Origin of the sequence: Acinetobacter sp. 161(2023), assembly GCF_037027805.1 — a bacterium.
In the GTDB taxonomy this organism is placed as follows: domain Bacteria; phylum Pseudomonadota; class Gammaproteobacteria; order Pseudomonadales; family Moraxellaceae; genus Acinetobacter.
Genome location: NZ_JAZEYD010000001.1, coordinates 289,509 through 312,815 on the forward strand (window position 1 = coordinate 289,509; position 23,307 = coordinate 312,815).

Here is a 23,307-nt window from a genome sequence, read left to right on the forward strand (position 1 = left end):
CCCCTAAGAGTAACAATGACCGATCTCCAACAAGATGAATATGACCGCCGTTTTGCAGGTGTAGCCAAAGTTTATGGTGATTCATCGTTTCAACATTACGAGCAAAGTCATGTAATGGTGATTGGGATTGGTGGTGTCGGCAGTTGGGCTGTAGAGGCTTTGGCTCGTACTGGAATTGGTGAAATCACATTAGTGGATATGGATGTTGTCGCGGCATCAAATGTGAACCGTCAGCTACCAGCGATGACCTCTACATTAGGCTGTGAAAAAGTTGAGATTATGGCGGAGCGCTGTCGCCAAATTAACCCGCGTATTAAAGTAAATATTATTGATGACTTCCTTACACCTGAGAATGTCACAGAGCTTTTAAATCCTGTACCCGATATTATTTTGGACTGTATTGATGACGTTAAAGCAAAATTGGCTTTGATGCTTCATTGTCGTTTTAATAAGATTCCGTTGATTGTGTCAGGTGGAGCAGGTGGTAAGCTTGACCCGCTTAAAATTCGTGTGGCTGATTTATCAAAAACAGAACAAGATCCAATGTTAGCGAAGCTACGTAGTCAACTTCGTACTCGGGGCATCTGTAAAAAGCCAAAAGAGAAATTTGGCATTACTTGTGTTTACTCAAGCGATAATCCATTTTCAAGTGCTGATGTCTGTCCATCGGCTGGTCTACGCTGTGGTGGCTATGGTTCCGCAGTCGTCGTGACTTCAAGCTTTGCCATGATTGCTGTAGCTGAAGTTTTAAAGAAACTCGATTTGAAGAAAGCCTGATTTAAACATAAAAAGGCATGTTCTTATGTTGGAGGGCATGCCTTTTGTTTTTGAGAAAACGATTTAATCATATAACTCTATGTTGTCTTGCTTGGGCTGCATGGGGAGTTGTTGATCATAAAAGTTAAAGCACCATAAAATTAAAATAACGATAGTGCATATTGTGAAACCTTTTAAATACTTCATGAAGAATTCAATCAAGTGAATGGCCTTAATAAAATTCTAGCGAAGCTAATCTATCTAATCTAATATAGAAAATAGACCTCATGATCTAATTTTGAGATGGAAATGCTCACATTAAAACAATTCCAATATTTCATAAAAATTGTTGAAGAAGGGAGCTTTACTGCTGCTTCAGAAAAGCTTTTTATTGCTCAGTCTGCTTTAAGTCGGCAAATTAAACTATTAGAAGAAGAGATTGATTTTCAATTATTTGACCGTACTGACAAAAAAGTAAAACTCACAACGGCGGGAGAGGTCTTCTATAAGAAAATAAAAGATAATCTGCACTACTTAAATGAAATTATTGGACTTTCTAAAAATATTGCAGAAGGGAAAAACCGCCAGATTAAAATTGCTCATTCAAGCAGTATTGTTATGGACCATAAAAAGGTTCAAATATTAAAAGAAATTAGTTTAACGCAGCAGCTGAGTTTTGAACTGAATACCTTGTCATCGGAACAACAGATTTTGGCTTTAATGAATGGGGAAATTGATATTGGTTTGATTAGACCCCCAGTTCATCACACTTTAGATGATCTGAATATTCTTAAGCTATATGAAGAACCTTTAATGGTGGCTGTGCATATTGACCATGCTAAGTTTGCAAATCAACAAGAGATTCAAGTTAGAGACTTAAAGGATGAGTATTTCGTTTCTACCCCACATTCTAAACGAGGTGGTTTAAGCTATTTTGTTTCAAACCTATGCTTGGCTGCTGGGTTTACGCCTCAGAAAGCTGCGATTCAGTCACGCAAGATTTCACAAATACAGCTTGTGGCTGCAAATTTAGGGGTAAGTATTGTGCCTGAAGAGTTTCAGCAGATTTTGCCTGCCAATGTAAAGTTGTTACCTTTGGCAGATCATCTATTTTTTTCAGAGGTCGTTTTAGTCTATAGAAAAGAGAAGGATGAAATTATTCAGCATTGTGCCGAACTCATTCATCAAGCATTTCAATCTTAGAAAATCGATTAAGCGGCTAATCTATAGTAGGTGTAAGTAACGCTATCATCTTTATAGACATCATAGCTATTTTGTTTGAAATCAGAGACCCACTCACTTCCTGTATATCCAGCAATGTGTCCATAAACATGGTTGCGGGTTCTGTGAATGATATAGATGTCGCCTTCTTGTGGCTCATCAAAGGCCGGATTAATTTCTTTATAGCCAATCTTTTTTAGGGTATCACCCCAATCTGAAGCTGCGATTGGGTGATTTTCGACATTGGCACCAGCAGATTCTAGTGCAAGGCGGATACTACGTGCGCAACGCGCTTTACTGCGTCTAGAGGTAATACTTTCTAATTTAGCTACGAATCTATCAACATCTATAGCGGGAGTACTGGAGGTTTCTGTCTGATGACTATTGGGTTTCATGGTGAAAGGATAAGGAAGGCTTGGGGTGCTGTGGGATACAACAATAGCTGCCTGATTTGAATCCTGATACATATAATTATCAGCTACTTGTCCGTCATAAATAATCATCGTGAAATCTCTACCGTACTATCTATATCCATATTTAAAAAATCACCACCTACCTGTGGCGTTCAGAGATACTAATAGGCGTACCTTAAAAGTTTTGTTTATGTTATGTAATAACGTATCTTTTTAACCAAAATTACAAGCTGGTGCTAAAAAAATATTTATTAAAATCACTCATAAAAAAAAATTAACTTAAGTTGTTGATATTATTTGTTATAAATAATTAATCAGAGCTTAAATTTGAATATTTTAATTCAGTATTTGCGAATATACTCAAATTCTAAGTCTCTGATTTAAAATGCCACATTTTCTTACAATTTAAGAGGCCATCACAAGCTTAAGCTTGATGCTCTTTTAAATATTCCTCGGTACGAATTAAAGCTGCTTGCATGTTGCCAATAGCCTGTTCTACATCACCTAAAGTTTTTGCATTTCCGCCACTTAGCGCCTGACGCCATTTACGCGCACCCGGTAAATTCTGGAATAAACCCAAAATATGACGGGTAATAATTGAAAGTGGAGCACCTTCAGCCATACGTTGTTCAATATAAGGTAGCATTTGTTCCATAATCTCGAATCGGTCTGGAGCGTCTAAATTCCAAAGCTGACCCATTTCTGCGAGTAAGTACGGATTATGATAGGCTTCGCGGCCAATCATAACGCCGTCAACGTGCTGTAAATGTGCTTGAGTTTCAGCAAACGTTTTAATTCCGCCGTTAATTTCAATGGTGAGATGTGGGCGCTCTTGTTTTAAACGATAAACATCTTCATAGCGTAAAGGTGGAACTTCACGATTCTCTTTCGGTGATAGGCCTTTCAATAGAGCAATACGGGCATGCACTACAAAATGAGTGCAACCTGTTGCAGCCACAGTATCTACGAAATGCAGCATCTCTTCGTAAGAGTGCATATCATCAATACCAATACGGTGTTTGACTGTTACAGGAATAGTTACTGCTTTTTGCATGCTGTGAATGCATTCAGCAACCAACTCTGGCTCTGCCATTAAGCAAGCACCAATTTTATTGTTCTGTACACGGTCACTTGGGCAGCCTACATTGAGGTTGACTTCATCGTAGCCCCAGTCTTCGGCCATTTTTGTGCAGGTTGCAAGCTCTTGGGGATTTGAACCGCCAAGTTGTAATACGATAGGGTGTTCTTGTGCGCTGTAGTCCAAATGACGTTTTGCATCGCCAAAAAGAATCGCACCTGTAGTCACCATTTCTGTGTAGAGCACAACATTTGGGTTAAACAAGCGTGCAAAGAATCGATAATCCTTTGTAGTCCAGTCCATCATGGGGGCGACAGAAATACGAGGTTGTAACGATTGAAGTGATTGCATAACCAATAGCCCAAAAGTCGCTAAATTAATGAAAGGGCAGCATTATACGAGGTTTATGCTTGAATCGACAGCGGCATTTGACCGATTAATTTATAGCCACCCTTATGTTAAATATAGGAAGATGATTTATAACAAGTTACCTTATTGGGAAGCCATTTTCTTTTTTTGTAAGATCGTATCGAACATACTAAATAAAATACAAAGAACAACTAACCCAATACCAGCAAGGCAAGTCATGGTCCATCCACCACGGTTCCACGCAAAAATTCCTAATGCTGAACCACCAGCACCACCAATAAAGTAAGTGGTCATATAGATGGCATTAATACGAGACTTTGCATCTGGTCGTAAACGGAAAATAATACTTTGGTTACTGGTGTGTACGAGCGCGAGTGCTAATTGAATTAAAGCAAAACCAATAATATAGCTAGAGAGTAAAGTCTGCCCATAATAGAAACAAATCCAACTCAATAAGAATAATCCACATCCCATCCATGTCAGTAAGCCAGTATAGCCTTGATCTGCATATTTACCAATGTAACGTGTTGATAAGGCACCGAAGATGCCCACTAAAGGCACTAGTCCAATAAAGAGATCAGGTAAATGATGTGCTGAAGTAAGGAGTAATGCGATGGTGGAATATAAAATACTCACAGATGCAAATGCAAAGCCACCTGTAAGCGCTCTTATTAATAAACGCTTTTCCTCTTTTAGAAGCTGAGCCATAGAACTAAAGATCTGTCCATAGTTCATTTTCATACGCAAGACATAAGGCAAGCGACTTTTTAAGGTGTACGCCAGTAATAACATTAATATGCCACTTACCACATAAACGACTTTCCAGTGGAATAGGTTAGAGAATAAACCCGCTAGACTGGTAGAGAGTAAAATCCCGACCAATAAGCCGCTCATTAAAAAACCAATGATCTCGCCAGTTTTTTCAGGTTTTACAGTCATTGTGGCAAGTGGAATAAGCACTTGAGCAGCAACCGAAAACAAGCCCGCTAAAATTGTACCAATCCATAGCATAGGCAAGTTCACAGCAAAAGCAGAAGTAAATAGGCCAATTGCACAAAGCACCATTAAAAATGGAATAGCCTTGGCTTTATTGACGATATCGCCCATCGGAACAATAAAGAGCAGACCGAGGGCATAAGACACCTGAGCAAATGTAACGGTCAATGCTGCTTGTGCCTGAGTTACGGCAAAGTCTTGTTGAATCGAGTGAATCAGGGGCTGACAATAATAGTTCACACCTGCACACAAACCACATGCTGCTGCCATCAACCAAAGCAATGGTTTATTCTGACTGATATCTTCAGGGGTAGACATGATGTTCTCTCGATTTTATTAGGTGTACGCGGTTGCTTCGACTTCAATGAGCATCTGCTCTAATGCAAGGCGTGGTACAGGAATGAGTGTACAGGCTGGAAAAGGATGATTTTTCCATAAATTTTGCATAATTTTAATCAAAATTTGATGTTTTTCGACCGAATGATCAACAACTAAAACTCTTAATACCGCAATGTTACTAAGCTCTGCATTAGCAGCTTTTAAAGCATGTTGAATGTTATCAAAAGTTTGGGCTGCTTGTTCTTCAAAATTTGGGCTTAATTCACCTTTTGAGTTTTCGCCTCCTTGACCTGCAATATGAATAATCTTTTTAAAATTTTCTACTACAGCCACATGACTATAAGCATTTGGGGTAGGGTCATATAAAGTTGATGGATTTATTATTTTAAAAGTTTCTTTGTTCATGGAACTCAACCGTTCATTAAAATTTAGATGAGTATCCAACCTCAACTTAAGTTGAGGTCAAGAGAAATTAGTATTTTAATCTTTTCTTTCTGAGGGTAATTATCATGACACCTGCAATATTTAAAATACAGCCTAGCCATTGCCACATATTGAGATGTTCATTTAAAAAAGTAACCGCGAGCAAAATCGTTAAAACAGGTCCGATTGAAGCAATCATGGCAGATTGAGAGGCGCCAAGTCGCTCAATACTTTGCATGAGCATAACGGTAGGTAAAACAGTGACCAAAAAGCCAAGTCCGACGCCGTACCAAATTACATTAGAGGGGAGTTGTAATAGAAGTTGAATAGGCTGAGGGGTGCTTAATACATAGTGCGTTAATGTACCGATACAAGCTACAGTTAAGGCTAAACCTGTGAAATTCCAAGAACCAAATTTCTTAATGAGTGGTGGGGTTAATAATAAATAGCCCGCAAAAGCCACTGCACCTGCAAATACTAAACTTGTACCTAGCCAGAAGTTGCCCTGAATTGGTGCGTTGTTGTGCTCTTGCAGCATGACCAACACGGTTCCACCATAACTAAGAAAAATGGCAAATAAACTTTTTGCATCTAATTTTTGTTTGTATAGCAGACTTGAGACGATGACGGTAAGCGTGGGATATAAAAATAGAATAATTCGTTCTAGAGAGGCACTAATAAACATGAGACCCATAAAATCGAGCCAACTTGCAAAGTAGTAGCCTAATAGACCGGCAAAAATTAAAATTAGCCAATCCTTCTTTTTTATGCCCTTATTATGATGCCTGTTAAACCAACAAATAAGTAGAAAGAACGGTAAAGCGCTTAACATGCGTAAAGCCATCAGGACTGTAGCGTCTACTAATGGAGAAAGGGCATAAGTCTGTTTAATAAAGATTGCTTTTGTACTGAATAGAAAAGCAGAGCAAAGAGCAAAAAAAGACCCGATTTGAAACGAAGAAAACGAAATTTTCATATACAAGACTGTATAAGAGAGACTATTGTCTGCAAAAAAAGAAAAATCTTCCTATATTACACCTCAAATCAAATATCGTGAATCATCAGTTCAAAATATGGGTATTTATTAAATAAATATTGGGTGGTATTTTAAAAAAGTTCAATTAGAATCCAAATTCTGTACAAAGAATACACATGGGGGAAACATTGCAGCTTAGCAATGTTTTTGACAATGAGAAATTAGCTTGAGGAACGCTCATGCAGATCGGAATCCCAACCGAAACTGTCGTCGGTGAAAATCGTGTAGCTGCTACGCCAGAGACAGTAAAGAAGTTGATTAGCGCTGGTCATAGCGTTGTAATTGAACGTGGTGCTGGTGTAAAGGCCGCGTACATTGACAGTGCTTATGAACAGGTCGGTGCAACCATTACGGATGATGCCTATACGGGTAGTCAAATTATTTTGAAAGTTCGCGCTCCACAAGGCGGGGAAATTCAAAAACTTCCAGCAAATACTGCTGTTGTAGCAATGTTTGATCCTTATCGTAATACCGAGCTAGATCAGTTTGCGAATCAGCAAGTTTCTGCTTTTGCTCTGGAATTGCTTCCTCGTACGCTTTCTCGTGCGCAGAACATGGACGTATTGTCTTCTCAGGCAAACCTTTCTGGTTATAAATCAGTGTTGCTTGCTGCTGCTGAATATCAGCGCATGTTCCCAATGCTTATGACTGCTGCTGGTACGGTAAAACCTGCTCGTGTTGTGATTATGGGGGTGGGCGTTGCAGGTCTTCAGGCAATTGCAACAGCAAAGCGTTTAGGCGCAATTGTTGAGGCGACCGATTTACGTCCTACAGCAAAAGATCAGGTTGAATCTTTAGGTGGTAAGTGGTTAGACGTACCAATGTCTGAAGAAGAGCAACAACGTGCAGCAGATGCCGCTAAAAATGGTTATGGATGGATGCCAGGTGAGCAATACATCAAAGACCAAGCGGCGATTGTTGACAAGGCTGTTTCTAACGCTGACATCGTGATTACTACTGCGTTATTGCCAGGTCGTGATGCACCACGTCTGATTAAGGCTGAAACTGTTGCCAAGATGAAACCCGGCTCTGTCATTTTAGATATGGCTGTTGAAACTGGTGGTAACGTTGAAGGCTCTAAAGTGGGCGAGACTGTGTTTACAGAAAATGGCGTGAAAATTTTGGGTGTTCCAAATATTCCAGCCACTGTAGCGACAGAAGCTTCTGCACTATATGCACGTAACGTTTTCAATTTCGTAGAGACTTTATTCGACAAAGAGAAAAACTTTGCGATTAATCAGGAAGACGAAATCCAAAAAGCCCTATTGGTCACTCATGGCGGTCAAGTACTGCTTAAGCGTGGTTAAGGAGATTTCTCATGGTTGAAACTATTACAATTTTCGTCCTTGCCATCTTCGTAGGTTATTACGTAGTTTGGGGTGTTACACCAGCTTTACATACGCCACTTATGGCTGTAACCAATGCATTGTCATCTATTATTGTGGTGGGTGCGATGTTGCAAACTGTGGGTCTACCTATTTTGGGTGTAGATGCTAACGTTGCATTTCAAAGTGTGAATGTGGTGAGCGTACTGGGTGCGATTGCGGTATTTTTGGCAAGCATTAATATTTTCGGCGGCTTTGCAGTAACTGCACGCATGTTGGAAATGTTCAAGCCTAAGCAAAAGAAATAAGAGGGCTTTGACATGGAATTTATTCAAGCAAACGCAAATTGGTTGTACCTTGTTGGCGCAATCCTCTTTATCTTGACGCTTCGTGGTTTGTCTGGCCCTAAAACAGCAATTCAAGGTAACCGTTACGGTATGATCGCGATGGCGATTGCAGTTGTAACGACTTTCTTTGTTGCGAATAATCCAGTGATCTGGATGATTGTTGGGGCAATGGTGCTTGGTGCAATCGTAGGTATTGCACGTGCTCGTACTGTACCAATGACGCAAATGCCAGAAACTGTTGCGCTTATGCACTCGTTAGTTGGTTTGGCTGCTGTTTTAATTGCAATTGCTGCAATTTTACATAACAACCAACTTACTGAATTGTTCGCTCAAAATGAGGCGGCTTTAACGGCAGCTGGTGTACAACATGTGCACATGAGCAAAGTTCACTTATTTGAATTGTTTGTTGGTTGTTTCGTTGGTGCGATTACCTTTACTGCGTCTGTGTTTGCGTACGGTAAATTGGCTGCGAAAAAATGGGCGAAAACAATTTCTGGTGCATGGGTTAAACCTGTTCAAGCGCTTATCTTTATTGCGATGTTGGCTTGTGGTTTTTACTTCTTCACGACTGGCAACATGACTGCTTTCTGGGCAATGACAGCTCTTGCACTTGCATTTGGCTGGGTGTGGATTGCACCAGTCGGTGGTGGTGATATGCCTGTAGTAGTTTCGCTTCTTAACTCATTCTCGGGTTGGGCTGCGGCAGGTATTGGTTTTACACTTGAAAACAACATGTTGATCGTTGCGGGTTCTCTCGTGGGTTCATCTGGTGCGATTCTGTCGTACATCATGTGTAAAGCAATGAACCGTTCAATCATCAATGTATTGTTTGGTGGTGCAATGGGTGGTGCAGCGGTTGCTACTGCTGCCAAAGGTGAGCAAGTTCAGCGTAACCATCGTTCTGGTTCTGCTGATGATGCTGGTTTCTTGATGTCAAATGCAGATAGCGTTGTGATTGTACCTGGTTATGGTATGGCGCAAGGTCGTGCACAAAATGCTGTAAAAGAATTGTGTGAAATTCTAAAAGAGCAAGGTGTTCGGGTTCGTTTTGCGATCCATCCAGTTGCTGGTCGTATGCCAGGTCATATGAACGTATTACTCGCTGAAGCAGACGTAGCATATGAAGATATCTTGGAAATGGATGAGATTAACTCAGACTTCCCTGCAACTGATGTGGTGCTTGTAATTGGTGCAAATGACGTAGTAAACCCTGCTGCAAAAGATGATCCAACTTCACCGATTTATGGCATGCCGATTCTTGAAGCACATAAAGCGCGTACAATCATGGTGATTAAGCGTTCTATGGCTACAGGTTACGCAGGTCTAGACAATGATTTGTTCTATAACGAAAAAACCATGATGATCTTTGGTGATGCGAAGAAAGTTGTGGAAGATATGACAAAAGCAATCAATGGTGGTGGTCACTAATCTGACCTCAATCAGGATTGCAAAAGCCACCCTCGGGTGGCTTTTTTTATTTGGCTTATTTGTTTAAAGAAATTTTTCTACAAGGTTTAGTGATTGTTGATAGAGGTCGCGTGCCAGTTGCGGGTTTTTGGCATGTGAAGATTTCCAGTCTGGCATGTGTGCACTGACATATTCACCATTACGGTTTTGCCATGCATCGCCAGTTGCCATTTCTGTAATGAGTTTTGCTGGAACTGAAGTGGGAACTAATCCTAATTTCATGGCAGCATAAACTGGTTTTGGTAAGTCACGATAAATATCAGAAGCGACACCACCCGGATGCAATGCATTGTTGGTAATAGAACTGCTTGCTAGCTGTTCTGCTAAGGCGTTGCTGAACAGTAAATTCGCAAGCTTCGATTGCCCATAATAGAACAGGGGATTGTAAAAACCTTCTGCTCGAAACTTGTTGGGTTTAATGGAGCCCACCCAGTGTGCGATGGATGCGAGATGAATAATCCGTGCTTGCGGAGATTGTTGTAAAACTGGAAGTAATTTTTGAGTTAGTAAAAAATGCCCTAAATAATTAACGCCAAATTGCTGCTCGAAACCATCAACAGTTATTTGTTTGGTTTTGGCAAATAACCCTGCATTGTTAATGAGTACATCAAGGCTGCCATAGCGATCGGCAATTTCATCTGCTGCTTTCTGGGTTAACTCAAGGCTGTTTAAATCAAGGGAAACTAAATCGACTTGGCCTTGGTTGAGTGAACGTAGTTTGTTTTGTGCATCTTGGGCTTTTCCTGGATTTCGGCACGCTAAAATGACATGTTGCCCTTGTTTAACGAGTTGTTCTGCTGTGGCAAAACCAATACCTGTGTTGGCGCCTGTAATTAATACCTTCACTTTCTGTACTCCAGTTATGCTATTTATTGGTGGGGGACTTCAAGAGTTTGTATATTGCTGTAAATCTGACAATTTGTCATGTCAAATTTAGAAGTGGCTGATGACTGACTGTTTGCAGTAGGTATTGAGGTATTTGAGGGTGTTATTTGAGAGCTGTTAATATGGTTAACAGATAAATAAAAAAGCGGCTCAAAAGAGCCGCTTTTTTTAAAAGCAAAATTTTAAGCAACCGACTCTGGAGCGGTACGCCATAAGCTTTCTAAATCGTAGAATTTACGAGCTGTTGGTAGCATCACATGTACTACAACAAAGCCGAGATCAATCAAGATCCATTCTGCATCTCGTTCACCTTCAACGCCAATCGGGCGGAAACCGGCTTTTCGAGCTTCTTCTGCAACATTGTCTGCGAGTGCTTTCACATGACGAGTAGAGGTGCCGCTCGCAATTACGATAGCATCAGCGACATTGCTAATTGAGCTAACATCTAACTGGAGAATATCTTTTGCTTTTACATCAACTAAAGCGTCATGAACGACTTCGAGACAAGTTTGTACGTCTTTATTTGAGGCATTCATTGCGAAATCGTGAGAATTAGACACGCTGGGCGATGGTTCTAAATTCATATAGGGTATATTTTCCTGACAATTACTCACTATCTAATATAGTCGTTTTCGCACTAAATTTCAAACAGAACTCGTAACAGTTTATATATTTACATCATCGGAAAAATACTTTTTCTTCCAAGTAAATGACTGATTTGAAGTATTTTCAGGTTTATATTCTGCTGCAATATAGTTTTGATAAGAACTTTGCTTGAGCCAAGAAAAAATTTGTTCATAAGGAATTTGAGCTGTATCTGGCTCATGACGGCCCGGACAATCCGCAAATTGAATGTGTCCAATTGAATTAATATTTTCTTGCAACCCCTCAAGTATATCTTCGCCCATCATTGCCATGTGATAGCAATCATATTGCATTTTTAGAATAGGGTCGTTGACTGCTTCTAGCATTTCTTGTGCTTGCGCAATATTTTGTACTAAAAAGCGGGGCATATCGGTACCGTTAATCATTTCAAAAACGGGTTCTATATCGTGTTCACTGAGTAAGTTGCAGGCAAGTTTTAAATTAGCGGCTAAGGTTTTTAAACAAGGAAGTAAGTCAGCATCGAGCGGTTGTTTGCCAGCTAAAATATTAACACGAGGAACTTTTAAAGCGGTAGCGTAGCTAATGGCTAACTCTAACGCTTCACGGAAAGCTATTTCTTGACCGGGTATGCCAGCTAAACCATTTCCGCCTTGCATAAGATCACCCGCAGGCACATTGATTAGGCAGAGGCTAAGGTTGTAGTGTTCGAGTTGAGTTTGAATATCTGAAATAGTCAATTCATAAGGAAATTGAATTTCTACATATTCAAAGCCCTGTGCATGGGCCAGAGCAAAGCGTTCGATTAAAGGAACTTCGGTAAAAATCATGGATAAATTGACTGCAAGACGACCCATACTCAAACTCCGTTTATTTTTGCTCTATTAATTGAATCATAGTAGCTAAATCTTTCTCAGCAAAGCCATTTTTTTGGTGAGTTTGTAGCTGTAATAGAGCTTTTTGTGCAACTGGGATGTCTAAATTAACATTGTGAGCCAATGTTACTGCGTTGTTAAGATCCTTAGATAATGTTTGAACTTTCCACTGAATTGGTTCAAAGGTATGAGTTGCCATACGTGGAGTTAGAATTTGAAAGGGTTTCGAGTCTGCAAATCCACCCGCTAATGCTGGAGCGAGTAAAGTCGTATCTACACCAGCTCGGTCTGCAAGTGCAACAGCTTCTGCAATCAGGGCACTGTTGGCTGCAACAATCAGTTGGTTGCAAATTTTGGTAGCTTGGCCTGTTCCTGTATCTCCCATTCGAGTCACACGTTGAGATAAAACATTATAAACAGGCGTTAGTTCTGTAATCGTTTGAGCATTACCGCCTGCAAAAATGACAAGTGTGCCTTGCTCTGCTCCAGCTGTTCCACCGGATACGGGTGAATCAATCCATGTTATTTGATGTGTGGCAGCTACTTGGGCAAGTATTTTCGTTGCAGCAACAGATAAGCTCGAGAAATCAACAATAACCTGCTCAGCTTTTAAGTGAGGCTGAATTTGTTCAAATACGGCCTCTACAGCTTTGTCATCTGCTAGACAGGTTAAAATAACGGGATACTCACCAATATTTGAAAGTTCTAAAGCTTGTGCACCCATATCAATCAGTCCTTCACATGCAGAGAAGGTTCGATTCCAAACCGCAACTTGAAAGCCAGCTTGAATAAGGCGGGTTGCCATCCGACTTCCCATAAGCCCCATACCTAAAAAAGCAATAGGGGTGTTGCGATCAAAATTCATAATCTAAGCTCTTATTTATATTGGCGTGGTAAAAAATTAACTTCCGGATGTTTGTCTTTTTTACGAGCAAGTTTGCTATTTTTACCAAGTAATAATTTAAGTTGCCAGATTTTTTCTAGACGTAATGATTTTTCTGGTTGATGTTCCATTGCGTCAAGTACACGTTTTGCCGCAGTGAGGGCATCAGGTGAGCGCTGCAACATTTCAGATGCAATCTCATGTGCTTTCTCTAAAGGAGAGTCACTTAAATGAGTTACAAGACCAATTTCTTTTGCATAATTCCCATCAAAAACACGGGCAGTTAAGGTGAGCTCTTTTGCAAGGTCAACGCTAATTAAACCTTTTAATGAGCGCGTAAGTCCCATATCTGGGACTAAACCCCAACGGCTTTCCATAATCGACATTTTTGTTTCTGGATGTGAGATTCGAATATCGGAAGCCAAGGCGAGTTGCATACCCGCGCCGAAACAATATCCTTCTAATGCTGCAATAACTGGTACAGGTAAATTCTGCCAAGTCAGAAATGCTTTTTGAAAAAGGCTTTGTCCGGGTTTTACAAGTTCCCAAATGGCAAAAGCAGAGTTTTTCGGATTGTTTAGGTCGGATAAGTCAATTCCGGCACTAAACACATTTCCTTCGCCTGTCAAAATAACGCAGCGAATATCTCTATCCTTTTTAATTGCTTTTGCAGTTGAAACTAACTCTTTTAATAAGGCAAAACTCATCGCATTGCGTTTGTCTGGACGGTTTAAATATACCGTTGCAATGCCATTATTTTTTTCAATACGTAAGAGTGCCATGAGATTCCCGCTTCTTTTTTTATAGATGAACGGAGCATAACATGGCTGTAATTTGGAAACATGACAGCCCAGTCATACCTCTTTGATAGATATGTTAGTCAGGGATTACCAAGATCTGGAGAGCGGCACTTTCTACTTCTTTAACCACAAGGCCTAACTCATCAAAGCGTTGCATAACTTCTGCAATGAATCCTTCATCTGCTATACGGCGTTCTTTGCGTAGTGTTGAAATAAATTGCTCAAAGTCCCCAGTCACTTGTTGTAGTTTTGGGGCGCCTACATAGCGAGTAGCACCATAGAGGCGATGTAAAACATGCTCAAGTTGAGGGAAGTCTTCAAGCTCAATGAGCTGACGCATTTCGTCTAACTCAGTTGGAAAACTATCAACTAACATTTTAAGTAGATCTTGCGCTAAGTCTTCTTTATTTGCTGCAAGTTGCAAACTTTGTTGCCAGTTTAAAATTTGTGGGTCTAAAGCTTCTGCAACGACATGGTGATCTTTATCTAAGGCTTTTGCTGTAAAGTTGTTTTTAGTCCATTGCGTTAAGATCTGGATGATTTGCTCCATTTGAATTGGCTTAGTGACATAATCATTCATGCCTACTTTAAGGAGTTTTTGTTTTTCATCAGCTAGTGCATGGGCGGTTAGCGCAATAATTGGTAATTGCATTTCTCCGTCTAACGTTGACTCTAAAGAACGAATAGCACGAGTGGTATCAATGCCTGACATGACAGGCATTTGAATATCCATAAACACTAAATCAAAAGGTTTAAGCTTCTGATCAATTCGCTCTTGGATTAGGTTAAGAGCTTCTTGGCCACTGAGTGCTTTAGTTGTTTTAACATTGAGTTCACCGAGTAAGGCTTCTAAAACAATCAAGTTAGGGAGGTGGTCATCCACTGCGAGAATGTGTAGACCCTGACCATTAAAGTCTTGTTGTTCCTCTTCAAAAATAGGTTGATCATTTAATAATTGAATGAGTCCGCTTCGACTTAATGGTTGATAGAGAGGGCGAGCACGGTATTCATTGAGCATGTTTGGCTCAAGCGTCATTTGATAGCCATAGACGGCTAAATTGCCTTGATAACGGCTACGGATTTCTTTTAATAATGCTTCTGTATCACCGCTATGATCAACAATGAGCCATGTATTATCTTTCTGATCAAGATGTTTTAAGCGACTAAATAAGTCCAGAATCGATTGTGTTTCGATATGAGGAACATGGTAGTTTTCAAGATAGTAACGTAAAACACTTGCTGTAGCAGGGTGTGCAAGATAAGACACCACTTGTAAATGTTCAAAGTGCGGGTGTTCGATTTCGTAATCTTCATCTACCACAAATTGTGCGGTAAACCAGAAGGTTGAGCCTTTTTCTGTTGGAGCACGTTCTTGGTTATCTTCAAAGCCAATTTGACCATGCATGAGATGAACAAGCTGTTTAGAAATAGCTAAACCTAAACCTGTACCACCAAATTGACGTGTAACTGAAGCATCGCCTTGCGAGAATGATTCAAATAGTTTTTTACGGTCTGTGCCACTTAAACCAATACCACTATCTTGAACACTGAAATGAAGCAGACATTGCCCAATATCATCATGTTCCATACGAACACGAACAATAATTTCACCATCTGGAGTGAACTTGATTGCATTAGAAATTAAGTTGGTCAGAATTTGTTTGAAGCGTAAAGCATCACCAATCACTTGCTGTGGAATGTTGTCCGCATAGTAAAAAGCCATGGCGATATGTTTTTGAGCGGCTAGTGGAGATAGCATATCCATGACATCAAAAATGGCTTCTTCTAAATCAAAAGGTGCTGTTTCTAGTTCTAGCTTACCCGCATCAATTTTCGAGAAATCTAATACATCGTTAATTAATGCCAATAGATGGGCAGATGACTTGCGAATGGTTTGTAAATAAAGATTTTGTTCGTTATTTAAATTTTGTTGACGAAGCAATAAATGAATAAAGCCATCAATACTGTTGAGAGGTGTTCGAAGCTCATGACTAATATTGGCAAGGAAAACTGACTTTGCTTGGTTTGATGAAATCGCTTGGTCACGTGCTTGACGATAGGTAATGTTTTGGACTTCTAGGGTATCTAGTGTTCTGCGTAAGTCTTCTTCTGTTTGTTCAGTGTGTTCTTTTAATTCTAGAAAGCTAAAGTGCAATCGCTTAACAACATTTGCAATATCGCGTTGTAGTAAGCGTAGCTCTCCAGTACTGTTAATGACGAGGTGCTGATCTAGAGTATCTGCATTTAGACGTTGTAACTGCATGCGAATTTCATACATCGGCGCAATCCAGCGACGAGAATAAAAATTTAAGCAAAGTAAAAGTAATAGTAGGGTCATTAATCCAGTAATGACGAGAGCAATCATAATACGATAACGTGCCAACTCTAAAGGCTGGTTATCCATTTCAATCACTAACCAGACAGGCGCTTTTCCAGCTTTATTACTAATCTGTAGTCCATAAATATTGTTGTGGTTATAAGAGATTGGACCAAAAAAATTATTACTATTGGGAAAGCTCGGCCAATAACGATTATCACGATAACCAATACTTAAATAAGTCTGTCCGTTGTTATCGATAAGTACCGCGCGCTTAAGATTTTTTTCGCTAAACATGCTTTGCATGATGTGCTGGGCATGATCGTATTCATCGGGCTGTAGTTCGACTAGCGTATATAGATCTTTCGAAATTTGATTGTAGCGAGCTAGAATCGCTGAGGCGTGATGTAGCTGTTGTTGTTTTACCGAATGTGATGTTTCAGTTAAAACCAGAAAAGCACCGACTCCTGTTAAAATCATAATCGGCACAAAAATTAGAGCAATCAATTGCCCATATGCATGATTCAGACGTAAGCGTTTCGATATGGTTTTATTGAAATTAGACATGGCTACATCAGATTTATCTCTCTGTACGGCATCTTATCACGCTTTATTTTAAAACAGACGGCATTTTATAAATGACCGAGCTTTAATCGCTTTCATGAAAAAGCATATTGAAATGGGTGCAGTACCGAGCATTTTTTCATACAATAGGCGCACCTCGATATAGGTATTGATCATGAGTAATACACAACCTGACTTTTTAGCCGACGAATTTTTGTTAGATCACTATGTAGGTAAGACACCTCTAGTTCGTTTGCAGCGATTAGCTTCTCATACGCAAGCGACGGTTTTAGCAAAATTAGAAGGTAATAATCCGGCAGGTTCTGTAAAAGACCGTCCTGCATATAACATGATTATGCAGGCAGAAAAACGTGGTCAAATTAAGCCAGGCGACACCTTGATTGAGGCAACCAGTGGGAACACAGGTATTGCTTTGGCAATGGTTGCTGCAATGCGTGGCTATAAAATGAAACTTATTATGCCGAACAACATGAGTCAGGAACGTAAAGATGCGATGCTGGCTTATGGCGCAGAGCTGATTGAAGTAACACCGCAGCAAGGTATGGAAGGTGCACGTGATTTAGCTTTGCAAATGGAAAAAGAAGGCAAAGGGCACGTTTTAAATCAGTTTGGTAATCCTGATAATGTTGAAGCCCATTACTTAACAACTGGTCCTGAAATTTGGAAACAAACAGGTGGGAAAATCACCCATTTTGTAAGCTCAATGGGTACGACTGGTACCATCATGGGTGTTTCTAAATATTTAAAAGAACAAAACCCAGATATTCAAATTATTGGTTTGCAACCAGCAGATGGATCAAGCATTGCTGGTATTCGCCGTTGGCCAAAAGAATATTTACCTACTATTTTTGATAGTAGCCGTGTGGATCGTACTATTGATATTCCACAAATTGATGCTGAAAAAACCATGCGTAAATTAGCACGCATGGAAGGTATTAGTGCGGGGACATCTTCAGGCGGTGCGGTATGGGCATCCATCAAGATTGCAGAAGAAAATCCAGATGCTGTTATTGTTTGCATTATCTGTGACCGTGGCGACCGCTACTTGTCTACAGGATTGTTTTCAGTACAGGACGACAACTCATAATTGAGAGAAATAATGCGTTTCCCAACCTTAGTTTTTGATATTGAAACTTTAACTGATTTAAAAGCGGGAGCGCATTTATATCATCTTGATTTGCCAGAGGCTGATGTAGAACAAGCATTGACTAAACTCCGTCGTCAAGAATCAGGCATGGATTTTCAGCGCTTACCGTTGCATGAAATTGTTTGTATTTCTGGTCTATGGATTGATGAGTCTGGTTTCAGATTGTTTTCTTTTAGTCGTGAACAATATTCTGAAGCTGAGATTTTGCAAAAGTTCTTGTCAATTTTTGATAAGCGTCATCCGAATTTAGTGAGTTGGAACGGCTCACAATTTGATTTACCCGTTATTCTGTTTCGCGCGATGTATCATGGGCTTTCTGCTCCGGGTTTGTTTGATCAAGGTGAGATTGATAGCCAGAAGCGTTTTAATAATTACCAAAACCGTTATCACCATCGCCACATTGATTTAATGGACGTGATGGCAATGTTTAATGGGCGTAATTTTCAAAAGCTGGATGATATTGCCTGCATTTTAGGTTTGCCGGGCAAACGCGGTGAATCGGGTTATCATGTACCAGAATATGTTCGTAATCAGCAGTGGTTAAAATTGACTAGCTATTGCGAAGGGGATGTACTCAATACATGGTTTGTCTATGTACGTTGGTTGTTATTAAAAGGACAATTAACAGTAGATGAGCATAATGATTGGGTAAATTCTAGTATTGATTATTTGAGAAATATTCCTCAGCAAGCAGATTTTCTTGAAGTATGGGAACGTACCTCAAAACATAGTGAATTTACTTCACACTATTTTAATTCTTCAGATTTTTAGGTTCATCCTTTGAAACAACAAGCCAAATCTCGCAAGCCTCAACAACCTGAATACATTTTTCAAGTTGAAACACTTTCTCATGAGGGGCGAGGAATTGCGCATTATGGTTCTCATCCTGATCATCCAGCAGATAAGCATGGCAAAAAAGTGTTTATTCGTTATGCATTGCCCGGAGAAACTGTAAAGGCTCAGATTACCCATCAAGCGAAGCGTCTTGAAGAAGCCGAGATGGTGCAGTTGTTAGGAGAGCCGTCAACTCATCGTATAGATGCAATTTGCCCTCATTATGGAATTTGCGGTGGCTGTAGCATGCAGCATATCCATCCTGATGAACAAATCCGCTTAAAGCAAAGTGTGCTCCAATCGCATCTACAGCACTTTGCAGGCATTCAACCTGAACAGTGGCTTGAGCCAATTCGATCTTTACAAACAGATTATCGTCGTCGTGCTCGAATAGGGGTGCGCTATCTGCCAAAGCCAGATCGCTTAATTATGGGGTTTCGTGAACATCATAGTAATCGACTAACTTCTATCCACACTTGTAGTGTTTTGGATAAAAAACTATCAGATAGCTTGCCTGAGCTGCGTATTTTACTCCAAAGTCTAAAAGGCAAAGCGCATATAGGTCATGTAGAATTAGCAAAAGGTGATCAAGAAATTTCTTTATTGGTTCGTCATGTAGAAAAATTAAACAATTCTGATGTCAACCAATTAAAGCAATTTGCGTTAGACAAAGGGTGGCAGTTGTATTTACAGCCTAAGGGACCTGAAAGTATTCATCGTATTGATGATGAAAAAGGTGCTTTACGTTTACACTATGCCTTAGAGCGATTTGATGTAAATTTTGCTTTTTCGCCATTGGATTTTACTCAGGTCAATGCCACAGTAAATGAACAAATGGTTCAATTGGCATGTGAATTGCTTCAATTGCAACCAGGTGAAAAAGTACTTGATCTATTTAGTGGTTTAGGCAACTTTTCGCTCCCGTTAGCACGATGTGTTGGAGAGAGTGGTCAGGTTGTTGGTGTGGAAGGGAGTGAAGATATGGTTCAGCGCGCAACAGCTAATGCAAAAAGCAATAGTTTGGTGCAGGCAACCTTCTTTTCACAAGATTTAACAAAAGATTTTTCGCATCATTCTTGGGCAAATCAAGGATTTGATGCATTATTGATTGATCCTCCTCGTGCTGGTGCATATGAAATTATGCAGTATGTATCAAATTTTGGAGCAAAAAGAATCGTTTATGTATCATGTAATCCAGCTACACTGGCAAGGGATGCGGGTGTTTTGGTCCAACATGGTTACCAGTTAAAAAAAGCAGCTGTGATGGACATGTTTACGCACACAGAACATGTTGAATCCATTGCACTATTTGAAAAAATTCAAGAGATAAACGATTAAAAACATGAGTTACATATTGAGGAGAATGGTATGGTCACAGTACGTGAACAGTTACCTGAACAACTAACAGAGTTGTCCGAGGAAACGACTGTAGAGCATGCCGCCGAAACGCAAATCGGTTTAGCCTCATGGTTGGATCGGGTGCGTGAAATATTAGATGGGGCGAAGCTTGAACAGCTTGAGCAGGTTGCTCATTTAACCCTGCAAAAAGAGTTAGACTCAACGGTTAATCATCGGTCCAATACTTTCGCTACTGGCGTTGGAATGGCCGATATTTTGGCACATCTCCATGTAGACGAAGATACTCTATCGGCAGCCATGCTCTATCGTAGTGTGCGTGAAGACATTACTGATATAGAAGAAGTAAAAAAGAAATTTGGAGATCAAGTCTATAACCTTGTCAAAGGCGCTTTGGCAATGGGTAAGCTCTCGGAACTCATTGAGAAAAATAAACGGTTAGAAGACCACTTTAATAACAATCAACGAGAACATTTAAGTGGCATTTATAAAATGCTGATTTCGGTTACCGAAGATGTTCGTGTTGTTTTAATTAAACTTGCTGAACGTACCTATTCTTTACGAGAGCTTGCAAATTCATCTCGTGAACGTCAAGAACGCGTAGCACGTGAAATTCTTACTATTTATTCGCCATTGGCACATCGACTCGGTATTGCTCAGCTTAAATGGGAACTTGAAGATCTCGCTTTTCGCTATTTGGCTCCAGATCGTTATAAAGAAATTGCATCATTACTGAATGAAAAACGTTTAGAGCGTGAACACTATATTCAGTTCGTGATCGACCGTTTAAAAAATGAGTTAGCATCTTACGGAATCGAGTCAGAAATCACAGGTCGAGCAAAGCACATTTATTCGATTTATCGAAAAATGAAAAGCAAAAACCTGAGTTTTGATCAGCTTTACGATATTCGTGCCTTGCGTGTATTGGTCAATAGTGTTCCTGAGTGTTACCACTCTTTGGGTATCGTTCATCAAATCTGGCGTCATATTCCGCATCAGTTTGATGACTATATTACCAACCCGAAAGCAAATGGTTATCGCTCATTGCATACGGCTGTAATTGCTGAGAATAAATCGCTTGAAGTACAAATTCGTACTCATGAGATGCATGACGAAGCAGAATTAGGCGTATGTTCGCACTTTAACTATAAAGAAGGTTCAAAGAATACAGACCATTCCTTTAACCATCGTTTGCATTCATTGCGTGCCGTTCTAGAACACTACCAAGAACGCAATGACACGACAGTACATCAAAACGAAGATGAAACGGAAGGCTTTGATCAACTACAAGATTTTGAAGGCTTTGAGAAGATTTATGTTTTCAGTCGTGATGGTGATATTAAGGAATTGCCACGTGGCTCAACAGTTTTAGATTTTGCTTATCATGTGCATACGGAAGTAGGGAATAAGTGTTACGCAGCGCGAGTTAACCAGCGCTATGTGCCATTAACCTATACTTTAAAAACGGGTGAGCAGGTTGAGATTTTAACTAAAAAAGATCGTGATCCAAACAGAGATTGGTTGGTGAACTCTTTAGGTTATATTAAAACCTCTCGTGCCCGTGACAAGCTGCGTCATTGGTTTAGACAGCAAGATCGTAGTAAAAATCTTGAAGTTGGCCGTGAACTTCTTAATAAAGAGTTAGCTCGTCTAGCGATTCACCCAAAAAGTATCGACCTAAATGATTATTCATCACATTTTAACGTGAAAACGGGTGATGACATTTTGGTGAGTCTAGTAAGTGGTGATATTAGCTTACATGCCTTGATTAATCAGGTGAACCGTCAAATGCATCTAGATCAGGATGAACCTGAACTAGTGCTTAAACCCGCATTAAATCCACGTGCTAGCCATACGTTGTCGGCTCATGGAATTTTAATTGATGGTTTAGACAATGTAGAGCTGCATATCGCGCAGTGCTGTCAGCCCGTACATGGTGAGTCAATCGCTGGATATATTACTTTGAATCGTGGTGTCAGTATCCACAAAGTCATTTGTTCAGACTATCAGCGTATGATTAAGCAAGAACCAGAGCGTGCTGTTGAAGCCGATTGGGAAATGCAGCCAACACGTGGTCAAAGTGTTCAAATTGTGGTTGAAGCATATGATCGTCGTGGTCTGCTTAAAGACTTAACTCAAGTGATTTTCTCTGACCAAATCAATATTCGTCAGGTCAATACGATTTCTGAGGCAGATGGTATTGCCAATATGAAGTTGTTAATTGAAGTGAAAGGATTAGCGCAGCTATCTCGTTTATTGGCTCGCTTAGAGCAGCAACCTGGAATCATTAGCGCAAGACGCATGATTCAAGGTGTTTAACTAAATTGAGTAAAAAGGCTGTCAAATGACAGCCTTTTTTATTATGGATTATTTTCTTGATAAATAAATGTTAGTGAGCCGATTTAGAAACTGAGGACTTAAAGTCGAGAGTTGATAAAGTAGTTTGGTTTTTATGCCAATAGGTGTATGAGTAGGTGTCCAGAAATGAGCTTTTTTCTCTACAAGTGTAAGTACCTGTTGAGCAATATCATTTGGTGTTAAATCTACCCCCATATTCTGAATAGTAGCTGCATCCATGTCCTTAACCATTGCAGTTTGTACAAATAGCGGCATCACATCTAAAACACGAATATCATATTTCTTCCATTCCACATCTAAACCTTCGGTAATTCCGCGAACAGCAAATTTACTGGCTGAATAAGAAATTAAATCAGCTTGCCCATAAATTGCAGAAGCTGATGAAAGATTGATGACACGTGCAAAAGTAGCTTGCTTTAAATAGGGTAGAGCAGCATGACAGCCATTGATGACACCGTTTACATTAATATTTATTGTTCTTTGGTGAGCTTTAATATCAGTCGTTTCAAATGCACCAGAATATAAAATGCCAGCGTTATTTACTAAGATGTTGAGTTCCCCAGCCCAGTCGGTAAATTCTTTTAATATAAGTTGCCACTGATTGTAATCACTTACATCTAGATAGCCAGCACGGGCATTTGGCCCTAAGTCGTTTGCCAATTCTTGAGCAAGCGATTCATTAATATCATAAATGCCTACTTTATATCCTTGTTTGTAGAATACGCGTGCAATTTCAGCCCCAATACCTTGAGCGGCACCACTAATCAGAATACTGTATCTCATCTTTTTTCTCTTTGTCAGTACAATAGTGCGACTGATTTAATCGCTTTGATTTTGATCATAACAAATTAAAATCTTAGTTTGACTGACCGACTTTTTAAACTTGAGGGTTAC

The 23,307-nt window shown here is 39.9% G+C and carries 22 protein-coding genes; 9 read left to right on the forward strand and 13 right to left on the reverse strand.

Features of this window, described 5'->3' with window-relative positions; all coding sequences use genetic code 11:
• Positions 1-15: 15 nt before the first annotated feature.
• Complete coding sequence (locus tag WA249_RS01365; protein WP_336166064.1) at positions 16-777, forward strand: tRNA threonylcarbamoyladenosine dehydratase; 762 nt, start codon at positions 16-18, stop codon at positions 775-777.
• A 63-nt stretch (positions 778-840) separates the two neighbouring features.
• Here WA249_RS01365 and WA249_RS01370 read toward each other — a convergent pair whose 3' ends face one another.
• Positions 841-963 carry a hypothetical protein gene (locus tag WA249_RS01370; protein ID WP_336166065.1) on the reverse strand — a complete coding sequence of 41 codons (123 nt, stop codon included), beginning with the start codon at positions 961-963 and terminating at the stop codon, positions 841-843.
• Between the two features lie 96 nt (positions 964-1,059).
• On the opposite strand from WA249_RS01370, the gene WA249_RS01375 reads away from it, so the two are divergent.
• The gene (locus tag WA249_RS01375; RefSeq protein ID WP_336166067.1) at positions 1,060-1,959 is read left to right on the forward strand and encodes a LysR family transcriptional regulator; all 900 of its coding nucleotides are present in this window, start codon (positions 1,060-1,062) and stop codon (positions 1,957-1,959) included.
• A gap of 8 nt (positions 1,960-1,967) precedes the next feature.
• Here the strand turns inward: WA249_RS01375 and WA249_RS01380 are convergent, their stop codons facing one another.
• From WA249_RS01380 to WA249_RS01400, 5 genes are all read right to left on the reverse strand, one after another.
• Positions 1,968-2,480, reverse strand: a complete 513-nt coding sequence (locus WA249_RS01380; protein WP_336166069.1) for a hypothetical protein — start codon at positions 2,478-2,480, stop codon at positions 1,968-1,970.
• Positions 2,481-2,814: 334 nt separating this feature from the next.
• Complete coding sequence (gene dusA / locus WA249_RS01385) at positions 2,815-3,819, reverse strand: tRNA dihydrouridine(20/20a) synthase DusA (protein WP_336166071.1); 1,005 nt, start codon at positions 3,817-3,819, stop codon at positions 2,815-2,817.
• A 141-nt stretch (positions 3,820-3,960) separates the two neighbouring features.
• Positions 3,961-5,151, reverse strand: a complete 1,191-nt coding sequence (locus WA249_RS01390; RefSeq protein WP_336166072.1) for an MFS transporter — start codon at positions 5,149-5,151, stop codon at positions 3,961-3,963.
• Between the two features lie 18 nt (positions 5,152-5,169).
• Entirely contained in the window at positions 5,170-5,577 is a 408-nt protein-coding gene (locus WA249_RS01395) for a RidA family protein (protein ID WP_336166073.1), read from the reverse strand.
• 67 nt (positions 5,578-5,644) lie between these two features.
• Complete coding sequence (locus WA249_RS01400) at positions 5,645-6,571, reverse strand: DMT family transporter (RefSeq protein WP_336166074.1); 927 nt, start codon at positions 6,569-6,571, stop codon at positions 5,645-5,647.
• A gap of 239 nt (positions 6,572-6,810) precedes the next feature.
• On the opposite strand from WA249_RS01400, the gene WA249_RS01405 reads away from it, so the two are divergent.
• Genes WA249_RS01405 through WA249_RS01415 form a run of 3 tightly spaced genes read left to right on the forward strand, consistent with a single transcriptional unit; the run spans position 6,811 to position 9,731 of the window.
• Complete coding sequence (locus WA249_RS01405; RefSeq protein WP_004641209.1) at positions 6,811-7,938, forward strand: Re/Si-specific NAD(P)(+) transhydrogenase subunit alpha; 1,128 nt, start codon at positions 6,811-6,813, stop codon at positions 7,936-7,938.
• A gap of 11 nt (positions 7,939-7,949) precedes the next feature.
• Positions 7,950-8,264 carry a proton-translocating transhydrogenase family protein gene (locus WA249_RS01410; protein ID WP_003654992.1) on the forward strand — a complete coding sequence of 105 codons (315 nt, stop codon included), beginning with the start codon at positions 7,950-7,952 and terminating at the stop codon, positions 8,262-8,264.
• Positions 8,265-8,276: 12 nt separating this feature from the next.
• On the forward strand, positions 8,277-9,731 hold the full coding sequence (locus tag WA249_RS01415) for an NAD(P)(+) transhydrogenase (Re/Si-specific) subunit beta (protein ID WP_336166075.1): 1,455 nt from the start codon (positions 8,277-8,279) through the stop codon (positions 9,729-9,731).
• A gap of 63 nt (positions 9,732-9,794) precedes the next feature.
• On the opposite strand, the gene WA249_RS01420 is transcribed toward WA249_RS01415, so the two are convergent.
• The 6 genes from WA249_RS01420 to WA249_RS01445 form a co-directional block, all read right to left on the reverse strand.
• Entirely contained in the window at positions 9,795-10,616 is an 822-nt protein-coding gene (locus WA249_RS01420; protein ID WP_336166076.1) for an SDR family NAD(P)-dependent oxidoreductase, read from the reverse strand.
• Positions 10,617-10,837: 221 nt separating this feature from the next.
• Positions 10,838-11,239, reverse strand: coding sequence for a ribosome silencing factor (gene rsfS, locus WA249_RS01425; RefSeq protein ID WP_336166077.1), 402 nt, complete (start codon positions 11,237-11,239; stop codon positions 10,838-10,840).
• Positions 11,240-11,320: 81 nt separating this feature from the next.
• Positions 11,321-12,115 (reverse strand): hydroxypyruvate isomerase family protein, encoded by a 795-nt coding sequence (locus tag WA249_RS01430; RefSeq protein WP_336166078.1) that lies wholly within the window; start codon positions 12,113-12,115, stop codon positions 11,321-11,323.
• Between the two features lie 13 nt (positions 12,116-12,128).
• Positions 12,129-12,998: an NAD(P)-dependent oxidoreductase gene (locus tag WA249_RS01435; protein ID WP_336166081.1), complete on the reverse strand. Its 870-nt coding sequence runs from the start codon at positions 12,996-12,998 to the stop codon at positions 12,129-12,131.
• An 11-nt stretch (positions 12,999-13,009) separates the two neighbouring features.
• A complete protein-coding gene (locus WA249_RS01440) occupies positions 13,010-13,798 on the reverse strand; it encodes a crotonase/enoyl-CoA hydratase family protein (protein WP_336166082.1) in 789 nt (262 codons plus the stop codon).
• A 94-nt stretch (positions 13,799-13,892) separates the two neighbouring features.
• The gene (locus tag WA249_RS01445) at positions 13,893-16,700 is read right to left on the reverse strand and encodes a GacS-like sensor histidine kinase (protein WP_336166083.1); all 2,808 of its coding nucleotides are present in this window, start codon (positions 16,698-16,700) and stop codon (positions 13,893-13,895) included.
• Positions 16,701-16,872: 172 nt separating this feature from the next.
• On the opposite strand from WA249_RS01445, the gene cysM reads away from it, so the two are divergent.
• The 4 genes from cysM to WA249_RS01465 are packed head-to-tail and all read left to right on the forward strand — an operon-like array spanning position 16,873 to position 22,374.
• Positions 16,873-17,805, forward strand: coding sequence for a cysteine synthase CysM (cysM, locus tag WA249_RS01450; RefSeq protein ID WP_005302386.1), 933 nt, complete (start codon positions 16,873-16,875; stop codon positions 17,803-17,805).
• 12 nt (positions 17,806-17,817) lie between these two features.
• Complete coding sequence (locus WA249_RS01455; RefSeq protein ID WP_336166086.1) at positions 17,818-18,636, forward strand: 3'-5' exonuclease; 819 nt, start codon at positions 17,818-17,820, stop codon at positions 18,634-18,636.
• A gap of 9 nt (positions 18,637-18,645) precedes the next feature.
• A complete protein-coding gene (gene rlmD / locus WA249_RS01460) occupies positions 18,646-20,037 on the forward strand; it encodes a 23S rRNA (uracil(1939)-C(5))-methyltransferase RlmD (protein WP_336166088.1) in 1,392 nt (463 codons plus the stop codon).
• Positions 20,038-20,067: 30 nt separating this feature from the next.
• The gene (locus WA249_RS01465) at positions 20,068-22,374 is read left to right on the forward strand and encodes a RelA/SpoT family protein (RefSeq protein WP_016139235.1); all 2,307 of its coding nucleotides are present in this window, start codon (positions 20,068-20,070) and stop codon (positions 22,372-22,374) included.
• A gap of 48 nt (positions 22,375-22,422) precedes the next feature.
• Here the strand turns inward: WA249_RS01465 and WA249_RS01470 are convergent, their stop codons facing one another.
• On the reverse strand, positions 22,423-23,196 hold the full coding sequence (locus tag WA249_RS01470) for an SDR family oxidoreductase (protein ID WP_336166090.1): 774 nt from the start codon (positions 23,194-23,196) through the stop codon (positions 22,423-22,425).
• Positions 23,197-23,307 lie beyond the last annotated feature (111 nt).

Bases quoted from the DNA above. Each gene is read 5' to 3' on its own strand.
- WA249_RS01365 (WP_336166064.1), top strand. From the start codon at position 16: ATGACCGATCTCCAACAAGATGAATATGACCGCCGTTTTGCAGGTGTA.
- WA249_RS01370 (WP_336166065.1), bottom strand. From the start codon at position 963: ATGAAGTATTTAAAAGGTTTCACAATATGCACTATCGTTATTTTAATT.
- WA249_RS01375 (WP_336166067.1), top strand. From the start codon at position 1,060: ATGGAAATGCTCACATTAAAACAATTCCAATATTTCATAAAAATTGTT.
- WA249_RS01380 (WP_336166069.1), bottom strand. From the start codon at position 2,480: ATGATTATTTATGACGGACAAGTAGCTGATAATTATATGTATCAGGAT.
- dusA (WP_336166071.1), bottom strand. From the start codon at position 3,819: ATGCAATCACTTCAATCGTTACAACCTCGTATTTCTGTCGCCCCCATG.
- WA249_RS01390 (WP_336166072.1), bottom strand. From the start codon at position 5,151: ATGTCTACCCCTGAAGATATCAGTCAGAATAAACCATTGCTTTGGTTG.
- WA249_RS01395 (WP_336166073.1), bottom strand. From the start codon at position 5,577: ATGAACAAAGAAACTTTTAAAATAATAAATCCATCAACTTTATATGAC.
- WA249_RS01400 (WP_336166074.1), bottom strand. From the start codon at position 6,571: ATGAAAATTTCGTTTTCTTCGTTTCAAATCGGGTCTTTTTTTGCTCTT.
- WA249_RS01405 (WP_004641209.1), top strand. From the start codon at position 6,811: ATGCAGATCGGAATCCCAACCGAAACTGTCGTCGGTGAAAATCGTGTA.
- WA249_RS01410 (WP_003654992.1), top strand. From the start codon at position 7,950: ATGGTTGAAACTATTACAATTTTCGTCCTTGCCATCTTCGTAGGTTAT.
- WA249_RS01415 (WP_336166075.1), top strand. From the start codon at position 8,277: ATGGAATTTATTCAAGCAAACGCAAATTGGTTGTACCTTGTTGGCGCA.
- rsfS (WP_336166077.1), bottom strand. From the start codon at position 11,239: ATGAATTTAGAACCATCGCCCAGCGTGTCTAATTCTCACGATTTCGCA.
- WA249_RS01430 (WP_336166078.1), bottom strand. From the start codon at position 12,115: ATGGGTCGTCTTGCAGTCAATTTATCCATGATTTTTACCGAAGTTCCT.
- WA249_RS01435 (WP_336166081.1), bottom strand. From the start codon at position 12,998: ATGAATTTTGATCGCAACACCCCTATTGCTTTTTTAGGTATGGGGCTT.
- WA249_RS01440 (WP_336166082.1), bottom strand. From the start codon at position 13,798: ATGGCACTCTTACGTATTGAAAAAAATAATGGCATTGCAACGGTATAT.
- WA249_RS01445 (WP_336166083.1), bottom strand. From the start codon at position 16,700: ATGTCTAATTTCAATAAAACCATATCGAAACGCTTACGTCTGAATCAT.
- cysM (WP_005302386.1), top strand. From the start codon at position 16,873: ATGAGTAATACACAACCTGACTTTTTAGCCGACGAATTTTTGTTAGAT.
- WA249_RS01455 (WP_336166086.1), top strand. From the start codon at position 17,818: ATGCGTTTCCCAACCTTAGTTTTTGATATTGAAACTTTAACTGATTTA.
- WA249_RS01465 (WP_016139235.1), top strand. From the start codon at position 20,068: ATGGTCACAGTACGTGAACAGTTACCTGAACAACTAACAGAGTTGTCC.
- WA249_RS01470 (WP_336166090.1), bottom strand. From the start codon at position 23,196: ATGAGATACAGTATTCTGATTAGTGGTGCCGCTCAAGGTATTGGGGCT.